The organism is Nitrospirota bacterium (assembly GCA_015233895.1).
Lineage (GTDB): Bacteria > Nitrospirota > Thermodesulfovibrionia > Thermodesulfovibrionales > Magnetobacteriaceae > Magnetomonas.
Window position 1 is genome coordinate 134,476 of sequence record JADFXG010000001.1, and the last position, 19,407, is coordinate 153,882.

At 41.8% G+C, this 19,407-nt stretch carries 17 protein-coding genes and 1 other RNA gene; 10 read left to right on the top strand and 8 right to left on the bottom strand.

What is annotated here, in order from left to right; genetic code table 11:
- Window positions 1-20: 20 nt before the first annotated feature.
- On the top strand, window positions 21-512 hold the full coding sequence (locus tag HQK88_00635) for a hypothetical protein (GenBank protein ID MBF0615301.1): 492 nt from the start codon (window positions 21-23) through the stop codon (window positions 510-512).
- An 8-nt stretch (window positions 513-520) separates the two neighbouring features.
- Here HQK88_00635 and HQK88_00640 read toward each other — a convergent pair whose 3' ends face one another.
- The 5 genes from HQK88_00640 to HQK88_00660 all read right to left on the bottom strand — a co-directional run bounded on the left by HQK88_00640 (window position 521) and on the right by HQK88_00660 (window position 6,817).
- On the bottom strand, window positions 521-1,672 hold the full coding sequence (locus HQK88_00640; protein MBF0615302.1) for an LL-diaminopimelate aminotransferase: 1,152 nt from the start codon (window positions 1,670-1,672) through the stop codon (window positions 521-523).
- 108 nt (window positions 1,673-1,780) lie between these two features.
- Window positions 1,781-2,797: a tRNA 2-thiouridine(34) synthase MnmA gene (gene mnmA, locus HQK88_00645; protein MBF0615303.1), complete on the bottom strand. Its 1,017-nt coding sequence runs from the start codon at window positions 2,795-2,797 to the stop codon at window positions 1,781-1,783.
- Window positions 2,798-3,064: 267 nt separating this feature from the next.
- The gene (locus HQK88_00650; GenBank protein ID MBF0615304.1) at window positions 3,065-3,961 is read right to left on the bottom strand and encodes a hypothetical protein; all 897 of its coding nucleotides are present in this window, start codon (window positions 3,959-3,961) and stop codon (window positions 3,065-3,067) included.
- Between the two features lie 20 nt (window positions 3,962-3,981).
- Entirely contained in the window at window positions 3,982-4,383 is a 402-nt protein-coding gene (locus tag HQK88_00655; protein ID MBF0615305.1) for a response regulator, read from the bottom strand.
- A 34-nt stretch (window positions 4,384-4,417) separates the two neighbouring features.
- The gene (locus HQK88_00660) at window positions 4,418-6,817 is read right to left on the bottom strand and encodes a response regulator (GenBank protein ID MBF0615306.1); all 2,400 of its coding nucleotides are present in this window, start codon (window positions 6,815-6,817) and stop codon (window positions 4,418-4,420) included.
- Window positions 6,818-7,011: 194 nt separating this feature from the next.
- On the opposite strand from HQK88_00660, the gene HQK88_00665 reads away from it, so the two are divergent.
- Window positions 7,012-7,323 (top strand): hypothetical protein, encoded by a 312-nt coding sequence (locus HQK88_00665; protein MBF0615307.1) that lies wholly within the window; start codon window positions 7,012-7,014, stop codon window positions 7,321-7,323.
- A 160-nt stretch (window positions 7,324-7,483) separates the two neighbouring features.
- Here HQK88_00665 and HQK88_00670 read toward each other — a convergent pair whose 3' ends face one another.
- Window positions 7,484-8,155 carry a YkgJ family cysteine cluster protein gene (locus tag HQK88_00670; GenBank protein MBF0615308.1) on the bottom strand — a complete coding sequence of 224 codons (672 nt, stop codon included), beginning with the start codon at window positions 8,153-8,155 and terminating at the stop codon, window positions 7,484-7,486.
- 295 nt (window positions 8,156-8,450) lie between these two features.
- Between HQK88_00670 and smpB the strand changes: the two genes are divergently transcribed.
- Window positions 8,451-8,888: an SsrA-binding protein SmpB gene (gene smpB / locus HQK88_00675; GenBank protein MBF0615309.1), complete on the top strand. Its 438-nt coding sequence runs from the start codon at window positions 8,451-8,453 to the stop codon at window positions 8,886-8,888.
- A gap of 14 nt (window positions 8,889-8,902) precedes the next feature.
- Window positions 8,903-9,249, top strand: a transfer-messenger RNA (tmRNA) gene (gene ssrA / locus HQK88_00680).
- 1 nt (window position 9,250) lies between these two features.
- On the opposite strand, the gene HQK88_00685 is transcribed toward ssrA, so the two are convergent.
- Together HQK88_00685 and HQK88_00690 are read right to left on the bottom strand one after the other, a co-directional pair.
- Entirely contained in the window at window positions 9,251-10,030 is a 780-nt protein-coding gene (locus tag HQK88_00685) for a DUF169 domain-containing protein (protein MBF0615310.1), read from the bottom strand.
- Between the two features lie 13 nt (window positions 10,031-10,043).
- Window positions 10,044-11,645, bottom strand: coding sequence for a hypothetical protein (locus HQK88_00690; GenBank protein MBF0615311.1), 1,602 nt, complete (start codon window positions 11,643-11,645; stop codon window positions 10,044-10,046).
- Between the two features lie 21 nt (window positions 11,646-11,666).
- Here HQK88_00690 and HQK88_00695 point away from each other — a divergent pair, with 21 nt between their 5' ends.
- The 6 genes from HQK88_00695 to HQK88_00720 all read left to right on the top strand — a co-directional run bounded on the left by HQK88_00695 (window position 11,667) and on the right by HQK88_00720 (window position 19,361).
- A complete protein-coding gene (locus tag HQK88_00695; protein ID MBF0615312.1) occupies window positions 11,667-12,725 on the top strand; it encodes an ABC transporter substrate-binding protein in 1,059 nt (352 codons plus the stop codon).
- Entirely contained in the window at window positions 12,698-15,010 is a 2,313-nt protein-coding gene (locus tag HQK88_00700; protein MBF0615313.1) for a PAS domain S-box protein, read from the top strand. Before HQK88_00695 ends, HQK88_00700 begins: the two co-directional genes overlap by 28 nt.
- On the top strand, window positions 15,007-15,390 hold the full coding sequence (locus HQK88_00705) for a response regulator (GenBank protein ID MBF0615314.1): 384 nt from the start codon (window positions 15,007-15,009) through the stop codon (window positions 15,388-15,390). Before HQK88_00700 ends, HQK88_00705 begins: the two co-directional genes overlap by 4 nt.
- 167 nt (window positions 15,391-15,557) lie before the next feature.
- Window positions 15,558-16,427, top strand: a complete 870-nt coding sequence (locus HQK88_00710) for a cyclic nucleotide-binding domain-containing protein (GenBank protein MBF0615315.1) — start codon at window positions 15,558-15,560, stop codon at window positions 16,425-16,427.
- Between the two features lie 368 nt (window positions 16,428-16,795).
- Entirely contained in the window at window positions 16,796-17,794 is a 999-nt protein-coding gene (locus HQK88_00715; GenBank protein ID MBF0615316.1) for a GGDEF domain-containing protein, read from the top strand.
- Window positions 17,795-17,954: 160 nt separating this feature from the next.
- Window positions 17,955-19,361, top strand: a complete 1,407-nt coding sequence (locus HQK88_00720) for a caspase family protein (protein ID MBF0615317.1) — start codon at window positions 17,955-17,957, stop codon at window positions 19,359-19,361.
- The last annotated feature ends 46 nt before the right edge of the window (window positions 19,362-19,407 follow it).

A 19,407-nucleotide genomic window follows, 5' to 3' on the forward strand; every position in this document is an offset into this window, starting at 1 on the left:
AATAAAAGGAGATGATAAAAATGAGAAAGTTAATAACATACACGATGATGGCAATACTGATAACGGTAGTTATTAGTATATCAACAGGCAATAAATCTGAGGCTGGTTCAGCAACGTATTACATGCCGTATCTTCACACAAATGCAGGTAATGTTGTTTACTGTGTTATCGGAAATGTATCTTCAAATGCACTGACAGGCACGTTTTCAACAATGACGACAGAGACCGGCACTGCTACTCAAACAGCGGGCACAAGTTTCAGCATAGCAGCAAACACAACGCAAATGATTACATTTTCGGGAACCACTATAACAACAGGCTCCTCAACAATTACCATATCAGACGTAACTAGCGGCAGCTATAGCGGTAAGCTAAGTTTTACAGGGACGGCAACATCAACAAACGTGGCTTGTACCGATATTCCGATGAGCTGTTTTCAGGGTACAACAAATCCCAAACGTAACTTAGCAGGACACACGTGTGATGACGGCACAAGCACTTTAGCTTATTAATACCCTTATCAAATAATCTTTCTAATACGCTCAACGGCCTCATTTATTCGCGATACCGGCACAGTGAGGGCAAAGCGTATATATCCCTCTGCGCTTTCTCCAAAGCCATTTCCCGGAGTTGCCATCACAGCGGCTTTCTCAAGAAGGTACTCGGAAAATGTCTCCGATGTAAATCCCTCCGGCACTATACTCCACAGATAAAACGTCGCATCTGGTTTATTTGCAGTAAGTCCGATTGACGCCAGTCCGTCATATAGAGCATCGCGTCTTGACTGATACGTGTCTCTTATGGCACTTAGCGCCGAGTCATCCGTCTCAAGAGCACAGATGGCTGCCTCCTGTATTGCCTGAAACACGCCGGAGTCAAGGTTGGTTTTAATTTTACCAAGACCAAAGATAACATCCTTATTGCCAACAGCAAACCCCACACGCCAGCCCGTCATATTGTATGTCTTAGAGAGCGAGTGAAACTCTATACCGACGTCTTTCGCTCCGTCCACCTCAAGAAAACTCAGCGGTTTATTCCCATCATAGTAGATTTCACTATAGGCTGCATCGTGGCATATGATGATGTTATATTTATACGCAAAGTCTATGGCATCACCAAAAAACTCGCGGCTTGCGCAGGCACTTGTAGGGTTATTCGGATAATTTAAAAACATAAGCTTTGCACGCTTATATATTTCCTCCGGTATCTGGCTGAAATCCGGCCTGAAATCATTTTCAGCACGAAGAGGCATAAAATATGGAAAACCTCCGGCAAAAAGCGTTCCTATTGAATACACTGGATACCCTGGCGATGGACACAACACAACATCTCCGGGATTAACAAACGCAAAAGGTATATGCCCTATCCCCTCTTTTGAGCCAATCAGAGACAGCACCTCGTTTTCTGGTCTTATATTTGCCTGAAACCGCCTGCCATACCAGTCTGCCACTGCCTTACGAAACGAAAACATCCCCTCGTATGAGGGATAACGATGATGGGCAGGGTTTTCAGCAGCCCTTTGAAGTGCCGCCACTATGTGCGCCGGGGTGGGAATATCGGGGTCTCCAATGCTTAAGTCTATCAGGTCATCCCCACGTTTGAGAGCCTCTCGTTTTAATTTGTCTATACGCTCAAATAGGTATGGCGGCAGGTTTTTAACTCTGTCTGCCATATGCACGGTAATTGCCGTCTTCATATTATGCCCTCCGTGGTCTTTAGTAGTCTAATAGTAACCAACAAATTGTTGCTGCTGGCGATATTATACAAAAAACCATACAATTCACACAATAATACCACCGCCTATAACTTGCTCCCCAATATAGAAAACAGCACTCTGCCCCCTGGCCGGCGCCCACTGAGGCTCTTCAAATGCCACGGTTATTCCGCCATCATTGTTTTTAGATAAGTCTCCGGTAACGGCTTTCATAGTTGAACGAAATTTAACCTTAACCCTTATAGGAAACTCTATTCTGTCAGCAATTAACATGTTAACATCCGATACACTTATTTCCTGCTTCATTACATATTTTCTGGGACCCAGAACTAACACATTATTGTGCACATCTATATCAACCACATAAAGCGGAACACCACCGGCCACCCCTGTTGCTCTTCTCTGGCCTAACGTGTAGGCATAAAGCCCCTCGTGCACACCAAGAGTTTTACCGTCAATGTCAACTATTTTGCCGCCTGAATTTCCTTGCGGGCCAATATAGTCTTTTATAAATTTGCGGTAGTTACCGCCCTCAGTAAAGCAAATATCCTGGCTTTCAGCTCTGTGTGCCGATGCAAAATTAAGATTTATGGCAACCTCCCGCACAGTCTCTTTTGTTAAGTTGCCAAGAGGAAAAATGATATTTTTTAACATATCACGCTCTAAAACATACAAAAAATACGATTGATCCTTTTTACCGTCAACACCGGCTTTCAGTGTGTTATTTTCAGTTTGTGCATAGTGTCCGGTTGAAATATAATCAATCCCCAGACGCTCTGCCTCTGCCATCAGTATTGGAAACTTTATGTGCTTATTGCATAGGATACATGGATTTGGGGTTAACCCCTTTCTGTAATCTGAAATGAACGGCTCTATCACCTTTTCAATAAAAATATCCCTGACGTCAATTTCCCTGTGTTTTATGCCCAAAGCTCCTGAGGTTAATGAAGCATCGACAATTGAATCCAACGAACAACACGCCGCATGGCCGCTCCTTTGACGTGTCTCCCAAAGAATAAAACTCACCCCATGCACCTCAAACCCACGCTCCCTGAGCAGATACGCCGCCACGGAGGAATCCACCCCCCCGCTCATTCCTATGATTACTGATTGTTGGTTCAAATGAGATTTAAGGGAGGACGCTGTCCTCCCTTAGACCCTCCTGCAAGGGGACTTGTCCCCTTGACCCCTTCTTTCCAATGTTTTGTTGGTATTAGCTTATAATTAGTTACAATTTCCATTTTCTAAAGATTTTTTAACCGGCGTACCGCCGCTTAAAAAGTTTCAATGCGAGCTTCGCCCGCAAATTAAAACAAATATTTCATGCCATAACCGTATCCGTCAACCTCTTCAATACTTGTGAATTTCAAGCAGATATTTGAGAATTTGCCCCTTATGGTTAAGATTATCCGGTATCCAGTGGTATGAGTTAAGTTTATTGGCATCGTAAATTATATTAATTGGATTGTCATTGCAGCGGCTCCACAGAGCCATACCCGCTGTTGCTGCGTTTAGAAGCTCAACCGCATGGCCTTTAAATGTTCCCTGCATATGCTCGTTTTCTGCCTGATACCTGAAATATCCGCACTTAATTTGCCCAATAAAACGTATCGCCTCACGCTCTGTCCAAAAAGAGTCATTGGAGGACGGATAATCTTTTAGCGGTTTATGGGTATCGTTTTTTGTTATGTTTATCCGGTTTGAAGGCCCCTCCCAATCAAATAAATATTTGACCATACAGTTTTTTGGTGGAAATTCCGCAAGCATTCCCGTTGCTATGGTTATCCCTATGGAAAAAGAGAGAATTCCGATGTCCTTTGAGTCAACATAAGCAAGCATTGAAAGGTAGCCAACAACCTGCGATAACTCCTCCCTGTGCTTAGGCCCCCAAAAATCCTCTGTGCCTCCGGTTTTACCCCGCCCCAGAGGGTCATAATGTAGCACAACAAATCCTAAGGAGGCTACGTCCTCTGCTGTTACCTCAGTGCTGCCATCGTAATCTGTTCCGCAACTGCCGCCCCCCGGAACAATCACAACTGCAGGATATTTCACGCCGTCTAAAGGTCTGTGCACATGTGCATAAACTCGATATGAAGCTCCGCCGCCTGCAGGATTAATCTCTATCCATACCTGCTCAAACCCTGTCTTTAACGGCTCTCTTTGTAAAAACTCCGATGGAAACGCTAACCCTTCTGAGCCGGGTAAAAAACCGGCAATCAGACGGGCAATAAAATCAAAGGCACGCACCAGTGTCCCTTATGCCGCACCTATTCGGTGGTAAAACCGTAGTTTCTAAGCAGTGATTGCAGCTTTTTTGTGTCAATTGGTTTTGTAAGATAATCGTTACAGCCGCCGCGGTAATATGCATCAAGTACGTCTTTGGCTGAGTCAAGGGCAGTAGTCATTACTATTTTAACTTCATCGTTGGGAGTAATTCCCATTGCTTTTTCTTTGTCGCGAATGTTTTTTAATGCCTTTAATCCGTCCATTTCCGGCATCATGATGTCAAGGCAAATAAGGTCATAGGCTTGTCCCTCATCCATTGCAAGCATAAAAGCCTCAACAGCCTCTGCCCCATTTACAGTAACGTCCACATCCCCAAACGGGGTCAAAAAATGCTGCAATAGTGTGCGGCTTGTAAAGTCATCCTCTGCTATCAGTATTCTCATTTTGTCATGCCTCCTTTTATGTTATCCTCTAATCTTATGCCTGTTTTCCTGACGCATACTCTTTCACCGCGGCTATTAACACATCCATCTCCGATTCCATTTTTGGATAAATTGTACGTATCTTTTCCAAATCAGGTTTTCTTGCTGCCAACTCCATCCTCAAAGCCTCATTTCTTACAAATGAGCCCCCTATGTTTGCCGACATCCCTTTTATAGTATGCGCCTGTGCTTCAATTGCATGAACATCATCGCTTTTAAGGAGGTCCTTGAGTTTTTTAATCTGTCGCGGTGCATCCTCTAAGAAAGCCCCGCAGAGTTTTCTTAACAGTTCCTCGTCGCCGTCAAATCTGGAAAGTGTTTCCTCTATGTCAAACACAATAAGTTTCGGTTTTTGTGCCCTGGCAGCATCCAACTCAATCGCTGAGTGCTCAGCGGAGTCAACCGGAGCATACCTTGCAATTATTTCGTAAAGAGCACCAGCTGCAATAGGTTTAGATATAAAGTCGTTCATTCCGGCCTCGATGCACCTCTCTCTGTCGCCTTTCATAGCATGTGCTGTCATGGCTATTATCGTTATTTCCTTGTTGATGTTTTTATCTTTGCCGCTTCGTATTATGCCGGTAGCTTCAAAGCCATCCATCTCCGGCATTTGGACATCCATAAATACAAGGTCAAAGCTCTCTCTGCCCAACCTCTCCAAGGCCTCTTTGCCAGTCATTGCGGTTACTACCGAATGGCCTTTCTTTCTCAATAATCTCACTGCCAGTTCACGATTTACGATGTTGTCCTCGGCAAGAAGTATTTTGAGGCTCTTGTGTTTTTCCGAATCAGTGGCCGTTTTAGCAGCAGCAGAGTCGTTCACTGAGCCGTTAAGGACAATGCACATTGTACCGGCAAACGTTTGATATTTAGCAGGCATTGGAAGAGTTACCAAAACGCCTGATTGCCGGCATCTTGCAGCAAATCCCGGTGAGGCTCCGTAATTCAGCATTACTATTTCAGGGTCAGGTTGGCGGTTTTCAGATTTTATATCCAGCACAGCGCTAAAACCGTCTGCATCCTTTAACTCAGATGAAATTATTGCAACTGCTATCTGAGTACCTGAGGCTGCAGCTTGTTTATAGGCATCTTCAATTTCAGAGGCGCTCTCTGCCTCATAAACGCTAAATCCGCACCACTTTGACATATTAACTAAAACCTGTCTGCTTAATTCATCTGAGTCTGCCACTATTATGGATTTACCGGAAAAGATTTTTGCCAGACTGGGTTTAAGCTCCACCCCTCTGTCTGTTAAGGCATGGCATTGGATAGTGAAATTAAAAGTGGTACCAACGTTAACAGTACTGCTTACTGTTATATCCCCTCCCATTAAAACAATGAGTTTTTTTGTTATAGTGAGGCCCAGTCCGGTGCCGCCGTATTTTCTTGCCGTTGAGCGGTCAGCCTGTGTGAAACTGTCAAAAATAGCGCCTTCTCTGCCCTTTGGTATTCCTATCCCGGTATCGGTTATTGTGAAATGAAGCGTAACGGTGCCATCCAGAGCTGCGCCCTTAGAGAGTTTAAGAGTGACAGAGCCTTTTTCTGTAAATTTTATAGCGTTACCGCAGATGTTTATAATTATCTGCCGCAGCCTTGCAGGGTCACCCATTACCATGACAGGGACATCCGGCTCTATAATGCAGTGAAGCTTTATGCCTTTTTTCTGAAACTGTACAAGAAGCGGGTCGAGGGATGATTCCACTGCGTCATAAAGATTAAACTCCATACTGTCAAGCTCAAACTTTCCGGCCTCCATCTTAGAGTAATCCAGCACACTGTTCAATAAGTGAAGCAGGGAGTGAGCAGAATCTCTGACCATTTCCAGATTCCTTCTTTGCTCAGAGGACAGTTCTGTTTCCAAAGTAAGCTCAGTCATTCCGATTATGCCGTTCATAGGGGTTCTAAGCTCATGGCTGATACTGGCTATGAAATCGCTCTTTGCAACATTGGCAGCCTCTGCAGTCTCTTTATCTGTCCTCAGTTGTGCCTCAACCTGCTTTCTTGCAGTTATGTCAAATGAAACCAACAGATAGGATGTCAGGTTCCCGTAAGAATCATAGAGATGATTAGTTTTTGAAGCCAGCACGATATAAGAGCCATCATTTTTTCTGAACCGATACTCTAACGGGGTGTGGTGCAGTGCATTTTCCCCTGCAATTTGCATACATGTATTTATATCATCAGGGTGAATATAGGCCATGATGTCGGTGTTTAAGAGGGCGTCGACGGAATAACCTGTATTTAAAGCAAATGAGTTATTGGCAAAAATAATCCGCCAATTGGTATCAATCTCAAGCACAAAATCGTGCATATTTTCAACGAGGTTGCGGTATTTATCACCGGTTCCTGCATGAGAGCTAATCATACCTCCTTGTGCTGCCACAACATTATCCATTCCTATATACCTGCACAAACCGTCCTTTCGCCCACACAAACAATACCGCCGGTTTAAGTTAATCACAAAGCGTCTGCCTAACGACAGACACAACATAAAGCAATCCCACTGTATTTTAGCATTTTTTTAGTGTTTATTTAAACTAAAAAGTTTATTTGCATATTTTTATAAATTGTGATAACATGAGAGAAGGTATGGCGGTAGACATAGCTACTAAGGCTGCAACAGACAGCACACTTATCGGATTTCTGACTGACAAGGAGTTTTCAATTCCGCTTGCGCAGATGTTGCTCTTTGTAATAGCAAATTCGGTTTGTCTCCTTTTAGGAAAATTTCGTCTGGGCCTTGTTGTGACGTATATGTTTGTTTTTTTCTGGGGATATATCTACAAGCGGGAGTTCCTTATTGCTACTTTTGAAAAGACCGAGTGGGGGGTGCCTCTTTACGCTTTCTTTGGCACGTTCATCCTCATTATGGGCACAATCGGCTTACTTAAAAAAGACTAAAACCAATGCGCTTCTTATAATAGCAAAATAACGACTCGTTCCGATTTTAATTCAGAAGTATAACGAGGCGGCAAGGAGCAAGCGACAAAGACGTACTTTTTGTACGTTGAGGAGCTTGTAACGAAGTCAACAAAGTTAGACGATTGAATTAGAATCGGAATCAGATATTAACCAGAGTAAAGAACCCCCCTTCTTCAGTTTCAACTTTATAGCCGTACATAATTATGGTTTCGTTCAGGGGACGACCCAAAAGAAGGTTCATGTAGTCATTGGGCACACCCATCTTATCGGAAAGCATATGGCGAATTGTCATATCGTAACTTAGGATGTCAAACACTTCATTAACAACGTCCTTTCCTGAGCGAATCTCTTCAAAAAGGTTGTTTAGTACGCTGTAGGAACATTTCATTTCGTGTGTTTCAACAATATCCATGAGAGCAGGGTTAGATTGTAAAAGCGTTTCACGGGTCATCTTTTCCTCAGCAAACACGCTGAGAAATTTCTCTGTATTCCAACACTCAAACGCCTGGCACTGAGCAGGGCGTTTTTCGTAAATCCGGCAGGAGACATCATCTATGTTAAAAAAAATACATTCTCTGCTGTCCGGTTTTTCTTTTATTTTAATCAGCTCCTCATCAATAGTGATAAACTCGTCGTCAACATTATTATAGACAAGCTCACCGCTTCTGATAGTGTAGATGTCTTTGTAGTTGAGAGTTCCTTCCATTAAGAGCACCTGATCAATAACATGCAGCGTGGGAGAGCCCTTTGTGCAGCAGTCGCCGCATCTTTTGCATTCGGTTTGTTCAGTGCCTGGGGTTATTATTTCCATCTTTCAATTCTCCTTTAGAATTTTAAAAATATTGCTTTTGTAGTTAACTCAGCTACTAAAAACATGGATTCCTGCCTTCGCAGGAATGACAGAAAAAAGCGAAATGACATGTAGCCCCTCATTTGTCATCCCGCACTTGATGCGGGATCCAGTCATTTTCTCTACATCCGTAAACGTCATAAAGTCTTCTAACTGAGTTAACTTAATAAGCATTATAAAGAATTTATTATATCAGAATAATTAAACTAAATGTCAGCAATTAAGTTAAAGCGTAAAAATGTGGTATAATAAAGAGATGAAACTGGCGGCTCAAAATAAGAAGGCGTACCATGACTACACGATAGAGGAAACTCTGGAGGCCGGAGTTAGTTTAAAGGGCACGGAGGTAAAGGCTATACGTGAGGGCAGAATTAACTTACGGGACAGCTATGTGATAATAAAAGACAGTGAGGCATTCATGCTTAATTGCCACATAAGCCCTTACAGCCACGGTAACATAATGAACCACGAGCCGCTTAGAACACGGAAACTGCTTTTTCACATAAAGGAAATACTAAAGTTAGTGGGTAAAACGGCACAGCGGGGGTATTCGCTGATTCCGCTTAAGGTGTATTTTAAGGGGCCTTACGTGAAGGTTGAGGTGGGGCTGGCTAAGGGCAAGAAAGAGTATGAAAAGCGGGAGAAAATCAAGGAGCGTGATATAAAAAGAGAGATGGACAGAGAGATGAGTTAGGAATCGCACATAATGGGGGCGTATGGATTCGACGGGGGTTATGAGGCTTAGGCAGCATGTCGTGTTTCCGCGGTCACGTAAAAAAGCGGAAAAACTTACAAAAGCCAACGACGAACTGGCACTTGCCGCTTAAATAAAGCGGCACGCAACCCCGGAGAGGTCTGCTATCTGTGGGTATGCGTCATAAAGCGGGCTGGCGTCTGATGAGGTCCCTGCATCGGACGTAAGATCAAAGGGAATACGGGTACGGTGAGCCTGTCTGTTGGCGCTTAAGTACCCGAGAACTAAAAGACAGACTAAGCATGTAGCGGCTTAAGAGTAGTACTTTCGGACGCGGGTTCGATTCCCGCCGCCTCCACCAACTACGGTTTCTTTGCTTTAACGCTTATTATAAGCGGACAGTTTTTACAAACATCGGCCCCGGGAAATATATCTCCGGGTCTTGTTACTGAAGCACTGCCGGATAGTTTTTTTCTTTCTAAAAGTCTTTGAGTTACCCGCTCTATGTGTCCGCCGGGAATCATAACGTTTATCTCACCTCGTTCGGTCTTTCCTGAGTTATAACTTCCACTGCACGCTGTCAACATGTTTAACGTGTTTTCATTGTAGGAAAATACGCTCCCTCCGCACGCCGATGAATTCATCGTAAGAGACGGCCTTAACGGATGGACATCCATAGCGGCCATATAATCCACAACCAGATGGTACGCCTGCATATTGTCACAATAAAAGTGCACAACATCCGGTGCAAAGTAGCAATCTGAAAGAGGTGAAACGACAAAAGCTTTCAACTCTAAATAAGGTAACCGTGACTTTGTTTTTAGAAATCTTTCAGCTTGCTCCATATCCCTTGTGTATTTAAGATGAGCTTTGACCTCAGCTTCATCCAGCGGTTTCCATCCAAACATGAATTGCGCACTTGCACAACCCAAAGTCTCTTTTGTTCCCAATACTGTCTGCCCTTTCATTCTGGGACCAATTTCAAACTGGCAAAATGTTATGGGATGAACCGGTACGTGGTAAGTGGCATTGTTTTTAAAATCATCAAGCTCGGTATCGTTAAAAATAAATTTCACGGCTATCGGATAGTGCATAAGTCTGAGCTCATCCATCAGAATGTGCTGTATTTCTCTGTTATCCATAAATAAATCCCTCCTATTGTATTTTATCGTGTTGTTTCTCTTTAATCTGTGAGTCGGCAAGCGCTTTAAGTGCCTCTTTATCTGTGGGGTTATCTTTTGTGTACCCGGTGAGGAAATAAACAGCCCGCTCATGCTGGTTAATCTTTATCAGGGCAAGTGCGATTTGTTTGTCTCTGTCTTTTAAAAAATATGTTGAGATTAAAAGGTGTACCTGTGCCTCATCCACCCTGCCTTTTTTCATCAATGCAAGGTACATGGAATAGTTAATGTTTTTACTTGTCGGCATGATATTTAACCCTTTGGAAAATGCCGCTATTGCCTCATCCGTTTGGCCGTGGTCCATAAGGTCTAACCCATAATTGTTGTAAGCTACGAAATTATAGGGTGATACCTCTATTGCGTGTTTATACAAACTGTGGGAGTTTTTCCACGTAGCAGCCTGAAAGCAGGTCATTACGGAGAAAGTTGACAGAGAAAGAATTATTACCGAAATAAAAAAATACTCAGACTTTGGAAATCGCACTACTATATCCTTAACTCCAAAGCTAAGCATAATGTAAATTCCTGTCATCGGGATGTATGTATATCTGTCAGACATAGGGGCAAGTCCGATTTGTACAATCTGAATAACAGGAACCAGTGTTCCCACATAAAAAAGCCAGCCTGTAATCAGATATGGATACCGGCGGGCTTTCAAAAGCGCAAACACCGTAATCAGTATCAAAACCAGTGTTTTTAAGATAATGGGATAGCCCATAGCTTTAGCGGCGTATGGATAAATGACTGCAAGGTGAACCGGATAAACCAGCTCAATTAAATATTGCATATACGAATTTACAGAGTTTAAAATCCTAAAACCTAAAGGTAAAATATTAACATCAGCGGTCACACCGGCATCGTGCTGAAGTTTAAAGGTCACAATTGAAGACAAAACTGTAAGAATAAGAAACGGTATTTTTTCTGCTGCTATTTTTTGCCATCGGACGGTGTTTAATCTTCTAAGCGGCCAGAAATCAAGCAATAAGATAACAAACGGCAGAGTCACTGCCATAGGTTTAGACATCAGGGCAAGGATAAAAAAAAGTAGAGACGCAAAATAAAAATTCCGTTCCTGTCCATATTTTACGTAACAAATTAAGCTTAGAAACCAAAACATGGCACAAAGGAGATTTTTCCTTTCAGATATCCATGCGACAGTTTCCACCCCCAGAGGATGCAGAGCAAACAGAGCGGCAACGCCTGCCGATAAAAAAATATCCCCCTTTGTCATTAGCTTAAACAGCCAAAACAGCAAACACACATTTAGCAAATGAACTGTCAGGTTTGTAAAATGATGGCCTCCCGGATTGTTTTTGCCAAACACAGAGATGTCTGTCATATGGGAGACCCATGTAAGAGGAAACCAATTTGAATCATAACCGGCACTAAGTGCCCACAAGATGCCCTTAAAGGTCAGTCCGTCAGCTATATGTGGATTTTCCATAACATACCTGAAATCATCGTAGCTTACAAAATCAAAGTGTAGAACCTGAATATAAACGCACGCAGTTAATGTGACAATGACAAAAAGTGCCTTGACACTATCCCCGCTATTGATATTGGCTGGTTGCAACATATAGTATATATCCCTGCATTTATGCTATTCTATCATAACAAGATGTATAAAAACCTCTGTAAATACCAAGCCCTTATCGTCCCTGAGGGCAGGCTAAACTGCCGTAACAAGATAGCCGGCATTTTCAGGTTAGCGTTCTTGTGTGTACTTTTCCTTATCTTGCTATGGGGATGTACCAGGGACACTCAGCCTTTAAGAGTAGGTACTAACGTATGGCCCGGGTATGAACCGCTTTATTTAGCCAGGGAGTTAAAGTATTTTGATAACAACATATTGCTTGTTGAGTATTCCTCAGCCTCAGATGTAATCAGAGGCTTTCGCTATAATGCAATAGATGCGGCGGCACTAACCATGGATGAGGCTTTACTGCTGATTAAGGATGGATATGATATAACAGTTGTCCTTGCAATGGACATTTCATCCGGAGGAGATGTCATTTTAGGCAGAAGTGGATTAAATAAGCTCTCAGACATTAAGGGGAAACGCGTTGGTGTTGAAAAGACTGCGCTTGGTTCATATTTCTTTGCAATTGCACTGGAGACTGTTGGATTAAAACCTTCGGACACCATACCAGTCAACATGGAGGTTGACAGGCACGAAACAGCCCTTAAAACCGGGATTGTGGATGCTGTTGTGACATTTGAGCCAGTGAGAATAAAGTTAATTGCCGCAGGCGCAAATGTACTTTTTGACAGCTCTCAGGTTTACGGAGCTATTGTAGATGTACTTGTAGTGCATAATGACTATCTGAGAAAGACTCCCAATAATGTAAATACACTGAATGCTTTACTTGAAGGGTGGTTTAAATCTCTTGACTATGTGCATAGCAATCCTCAAAATGCATATAAGATAATGGCGGAAAGAGAGGGTATCTCAAAAGATGAGTTCGTTACGGCACTGAAAGGGCTGCATATTCCTGACATAAAGGAAAACCGTACGATGCTATGCGGCATAAAACCAACACTTCTTTTGACAACTAACCAAATGAAGAGATTTATGATTGCCAATGATTTACTCCAAAAAGATTTCAATGTAAATAGCATTTTTGACAAATGCCAGATAAACGCCCTGAAAAGATGACAACCGGAATTAAAAACATTACAACTGCCAACAAATACCCGTTTGTGTTGTCTCTGCGCTTTATAATCCCGCTTATATTGGTGCTGATGACAATGTTAAGTTTCCTTTATATCAATTATTTAGAAAGGCAGAGAGCTTTAACACGAATTCAGGAAAACAGCCTGAGAGAAATTACGGAACTTGCTATTTATCTACAGAATATACTGGAACATCTAATAAAAGAAAATCGCATAGATCTCGTTCAGGAACAAATAGGATTGCTTGGCTCAAATATCAAATTACGGCTGGTATTGTTAGCGGACGAAAATGATAATATTATTGCATCAAGCCAGCGCAAATGGAATGGCCATAATATTGACGAGGTCTTCTCTTCTAATTTGACCGGCGATGAAAAGCTGAATATCTTAAGTGGTGTGGAAACTACAAGGTCACATAGAAAGTCTAACGTCATAAAATCCGCTTATGACGCTTCTTTATATGCCCTATACCCTATATATTCCTCAATATTAGGGGAACAACTCCATCATGTAAGTGTCTGTGTTTTGTATATAGAGTATGATTTATCCAGACAAACATACAATTCAAACAGAAGGATATTTCTAAGTGATTTAAACTACCTGATTTTCTTTGCCATCGCATATATCCTTCTTGGCTCCGTAATACATCTGCTTATAACACGCAGGTTAATCAAGCTGGCTTCTGTTGTTAAAAAGTTCGCAAGTGGAGAGATGACAGTAAGAGCAGGTACTGACGGAAAAGACGAAATAACGAATCTCGCCTTCGGTTTAAACACAATGCTTAACAAAATTATAGCAGCACAGTCTGATTTACAGAAATCAAAAGATGAGCTGCTCGATATTTTAGAAAGTATCAGCGACGGGTTCTTCACCCTGAACAGGGAGTGGCGTTATACCTACTTAAATACAAATGCTGGGAGGATGGTAAAGCGTAATTCCAAAGACCTCATTGGCAAAATCATTACTGAGGAATTCCCTGAAATCGTTGACACTCCTTATTACCGGTTATACGATAACGTTATGAAAACTGGTGAAGTAACACACTTTGAATACTATTACCCGTTGCTTGAAAGATGGTATGAAGGAACTGTATATCCTTATACAGATGGCATCTCTGTTTATTTCCAGGATGTTACTGAACGTAAGAGGTTAGAGGAACAGGATAAGACAATTCTTCGTACTTCTTTAGACGGTTTTATAATATTTAATGCCGAAGGAGGATTTATAGAGACAAATGACGCATTTTGCAACATGACGGGTTACACATCCGAGGATTTGCTGAATATGAGTTTATCGGACATAGAAGCATCTGAAAGCCCTGAGGAAACCCGGCTCCATATACAACAAATTAGCGATGTCGGCTCTGATAAATTTGAAACCAAACACAAAACAAAGGATGGCAGAATCATTGACGTTGAAGTGAGCATAAATTTCATAAGGAATAGCGGGCTTATCTTTGCATTTCTACGTGATATCACAAAGAGAAAGAATATGGAAATGCAACTCAACGAACTTAACAAAAACCTGCAAAGAAGGGTAACTGAAGAGGTGGAGGAAAACAGGTGGAAGGATCAAGTTATGTTTGAACAGTCCCGCCATATAGCCATGGGAGAACTACTGGTAAATATAGCTCATCACTGGAGACAACCTCTGAATGCCATCTCAGTTATAGCACAGGAAATCAGGGATGCAAAAATGTTTGACGATTTAACTGACGAATATCTCGATAGTAATGTAAATATGATTATGGTAGAGCTGCAGTTGTTATCGGACACGATTGACAACTTTAAGAGTTTCTATCATGTGGAAAAAGAAAAGAAACAATTCAGCATAGCCGGAGCGGTAGAAAAAAGCCTGTCTTTAATGGAGGGATATTTTAAAAATCGTCAAATCAAAATTGAAATAGATGTTAAGAATGATGTTATGGTTGAAGGGTATCCAAACGAGTTTTCCAGAGCTATACTATCCATCCTGAACAACACAAAGGATATATTCGAGGAAAGAGCAATTGAAAATGGACACATAAAGATAAAACTAAAAGAAGATGGCGAGGTTGGTAAGGTAATGTTATGTATATCGGATAATGGTGGCGGAATAAGAGATGATATAATAGGTAAAATATTCGACCCTTATTTTACTACAAAACATAAGGCACGCGGTATCGGGCTTGGACTTTACATAGCAAAGTCTGTAATTGAGATGAACATGTCGGGCTCTATAAGAGCACAAAATACAGAAGAAGGTTTGGAGGTTATAATCGAGTTATGACAAAAGAAAGAGAAGAGAGATTAAAAGACATAAGTGTTCTCTACGTAGAGGATGATGCTATAGTTAGAATCATTATAGCGAAATTCATGCGCAGACGGTGTAAAGCTGTATTTGAAGCTGAAAACGGCAAGGTAGGTGTAGAACTTTATAAACAACATGAGGTAGATATTGTAGTTACAGATTTAGAAATGCCTGTGATGAATGGCTTTGAAATGATAGGACACATACTTAAAATAGAGAGGGAACAGCCGATAATAATCACCACAGGCTATAACGACGATGAGCATACAGTTATCGAGGCGTGTAAACATATAATTAAACCGATAGATGAGGAGAAATTACTTAATGCTATTATTGATTGTGTAGAAAGAAGCAGGTAAGTTATAGCTCGGCTTCAGCCGGCGTTAAACTGATATTGCAGCTATAGTGGTATTCGTTGTTCTTTGACGAATCCCTGGACAATATCTGAATTACCCTGCAACAAAAAGTCCCTTTATGCTATAATTCAATATATATTTAACCGCACACACACGGGGGTAGTTTAGTTTTGGAAACAGAGGCTTTTTTTGGGACATATTTAGTCAAAAGAAACCTGATAACTGAGAAAGATATGCTGGATGCACTTAAGTATCAGAGTCAGGAGACCCCGTCTTTTATAGACATGGCAACGAGGCTTTCCTTTCTTAGCATGAAAGATGTGTATGAAATACTTAACTATCACGCCATGTCTGATTATTCATTTGAGGAAATTGCTCAAAAAAAAGGCTTTCTTACCGCTAAGCAGGTTGAAATAATAACCACAGAGAGGGAAAAGCTAAGGCCGCCTATCGGTGAAATCCTTGTTTTACAGAATAAGATTCAAAAGGACGTGATGCCAAGGGAACTTGACAAGTATCACGATATAAAATCCCGGTACCACGATATAAGTGAGATGTTAAAAAGTGTAAAGATGTTTCATGACATTCCTGAACATATTTTAGAAACGCTTGCTTACATTGGCGAAAAAGTCACATGCAGGCCGTATGACCGTATAGTGGCTCAGAATGAAGAGGCAGATTGCTTCTATGCAGTGATCTCAGGTTCGCTTAAGGTAAGCAAAAACTCACCTGATAGCCCTGACAATGAATTATTCCTCTACAAAATAACCAAAAATGACGTCTTTGGCGTTTCCGCAATATTTGAATCACAACGGCGCATGGCAAACGTAACCTGTGAGGAGTTGGCCACACTTCTGAAATTCGAGAGAGAGCAATTCCTTCAATTTCTGAAAGATTACCCCAAAGCCTCCTATCACATTCTTATGTTTATAATAAGGCGGTTGCTTTACCGTCTTTATGCCACATCAGACGAACTTGCCATGCAGCAGAGCAATGTGCATGGACAGGAGACAGACAGCACTTTGAATGATGTGGTGTAGTGTCAAATTGTTCTGATTTGTAGCAATACTGTATCCTCAGGTTTTTCGCTCTTTTACGCTTGCAGGCAAACTGCCTGGCCTTAATCTACACACCTCAGGTGCCGCCATAGCCAACTGTAACATTACCGTCCTCCAGAATTACCGGAACTATCCTCCGCCCACCGGAATAACTTAGCATCTCATCCATTTTGTCCCCATCACGGGCTACGTCAAAGAATACGGCATTGCCTCCATAAGCCGACCTGGCTTTTTCCGTGTAGGGTCAACCGGCTTTCCCGTATATAACTACATCTTTTTTCATTTTTTTGAAGTCCCCCTTTTCTTTGTGCTGGACATATATTACCAATATAACATATTATAAAGGACTTATGAGCGTGCATAGGAAAACTAAAGGAGATTTAACCAGAGAGCTTGATGAGCTTAAGGACAAGGTGTCTTATTTTGAGGAAAAGGCTCATAAGTGTAAGGAGTGTGAGGCTAACCTTAAGGAGACTGAGACCAGGTTTATGTTAATGGCCGATTCAGCGCCAGTTTTTATATGGATGTCTGAGGCTGACGGTAAACGCAATTATTTTAACAAAGTGTGGCTTGATTATACAGGAAGAACGATAGACGAGGAATCCGGCAATAACTGGATTAAAAACATTCACCCGGAGGACAGAGAGAAATTTGAAGAGATTTATAACAAGCATGTGGAGCTGAAAGAAGCCTATAAGGTAGAGTACCGTTTAAGACGAAAAGACGGTATTTACCGCTGGATACTTGAAACAGGCACCCCTCGTCATTGTATGAACAATGAGTTTAACGGCTTTATAGGCTCAGCTGTCGGTATAACGGAAAGAAAGGAGGCCGAGGATCGCCTTCACTACATCGCTCATCACGATATGCTTACCGGATTGCCAAACAGGATGCTTTTCTTTGACCGTCTCAATAATTTCATAGAACAGGCTAAACGGTATAACTACATGCTGGCGCTGCTTTTTCTTGATCTTAACCGCTTTAAAGCTGTAAATGACCTCTATGGCCATCACATTGGAGATATGCTTCTTAAGGAGACTGCCCTTCGCCTCAACGATTGCATCAGAAAGTCAGACACTTTGGCACGTATGGGCGGAGATGAGTTCAATATCATACTGTCACGAATAGCTGGCAAGAAGGACCCCAGATCTGTCGCTTTAAAAATCATAGAGTCCCTTACAAAACCATTTCTTATCGAGGGGTATGAGTGCTCTGTGGGAACCAGCATTGGTATCAGCATTTATCCGCTTAACGCCTCAGAGGCTACTATGTTAATAAAAAAGGCTGACGAGGCCATGTATAAGGCTAAAGAGAAGAAGACCAGTTCTTTTGAATTCTGCACCGTGTAAGACCTTTTCAACCTGCTGCTAAAACCTTTAAACACCTCATGTTGACATCTTAATGCTCTGTGTTGGTATGTGGTACATTTCCTTTTAATTGGTATAAGTGCTTGATTTATTTATGTGTATTTGTTAGTATAATTTAGCTTTTGCTTTGAAGGAGGGCCTTATGAAAAAACATCTATGGTCTTTAATTGCTTTTGTGTGTCTGATACTTTTAACAGTAGCCTCAGCAACAGAGGGGGCAAACAGGGGTGTGGCAATTAAAATTAAAAATGAAAGCGGAAAAGAGGTGACTCTCTACGGCGAAAGCCATGCTCTTGTAATCGGTGTTTCAGCGTACCAGGCTGGCTGGCCAAAATTGCCGGGGGTTGTTAATGACGTAGAGGTTGTCAAAAAGCTTTTAACACGCCAGGGTTTTGAAGTCGTTACCGTTTTAAATCCCAACAAGGACAAGCTTCTAAAGGCATATGATGATTTCATTCAAAATTATGGTTCAAATCCTGACAACAGATTGTTATTTTATTATGCAGGACATGGGTTTACGGAACATAAGTCTTATGGCGGCGACATTGGATACATAGTTCCTGCAGATGCACCTGTACCAGAGAAAGATAAGGCTGCTTTTGCTGCAAAGGCCATTGATATGCAGCAAATAGAATCTTTTGCTAAAAGAATTGACGCTAAACATGCGTTGTTTCTCTTTGACAGTTGTTTTTCAGGCTCTATTTTTGATATGACACGTGCTGTGCCTGAAAGTATTTCTTATAAGGCCTCAAGGCCTGTGCGTCAATTTATCACCTCAGGGGCAGCAGATGAGCCTGTGCCGGATAAGAGTATCTTTTTGGAGCAATTTAAGGCGGCTTTAGAGGGAGCTGCCGCTGATAAAGATGGCTATGTAACCGGCACGGCATTGGGTGAGTATTTGCAAAACACCGTCACTAATTACTCTAAGGGTACACAACATCCCCAATACGGTAAAATAAGAGATTCTAAATTAGACAAAGGCGATTTTGTTTTCAAAGTGAAAGATGCGGTGGCTGTTGCCACAACGCCGGCCATCAGCGATTCACAGCCAGCACCGGCTGAAAATGCGAGATTCGAACCCGATGGCTCAAAGCAGCAACAAAGCGAACCTGAAGTTGACTCAACACCGGATGAGGAGGCAACATTCAATCCGGATGGCTTAAAGCAACAACAAAGCGAACCTGATGGCTCTAAAGCATGGTGGGCAAGTAATCTTAGAGAGATGAAAAGATCATTCATTGAGCTTAAGTCATACTTAGAGACAGAATCAAATGTTGATAAGAAAATAGTTGCAATCAACAGATTTAAAGATACTTTTCCAAAAGATAATCCCTATTCAACAGAAGATAATGCAATTATAATGGAGATCAATAAAATACTTGAAAGATTAAAAAATAATAAAACAAATTATAATATCGCCGATGAAAACAGGCCAAAACCTGAACCTGTGCAAAGACCGGAGGATACGCCCCCGGCAGATGTGCCGCAATCTATTGGGAATGCCTTAAAAGGGTTTTTTGGTATTTTCACTAATCCAAATGCGAGATAAATTTTTTAAAACAGATCTACTTCTGATTTTAATTCAGATGAATTAG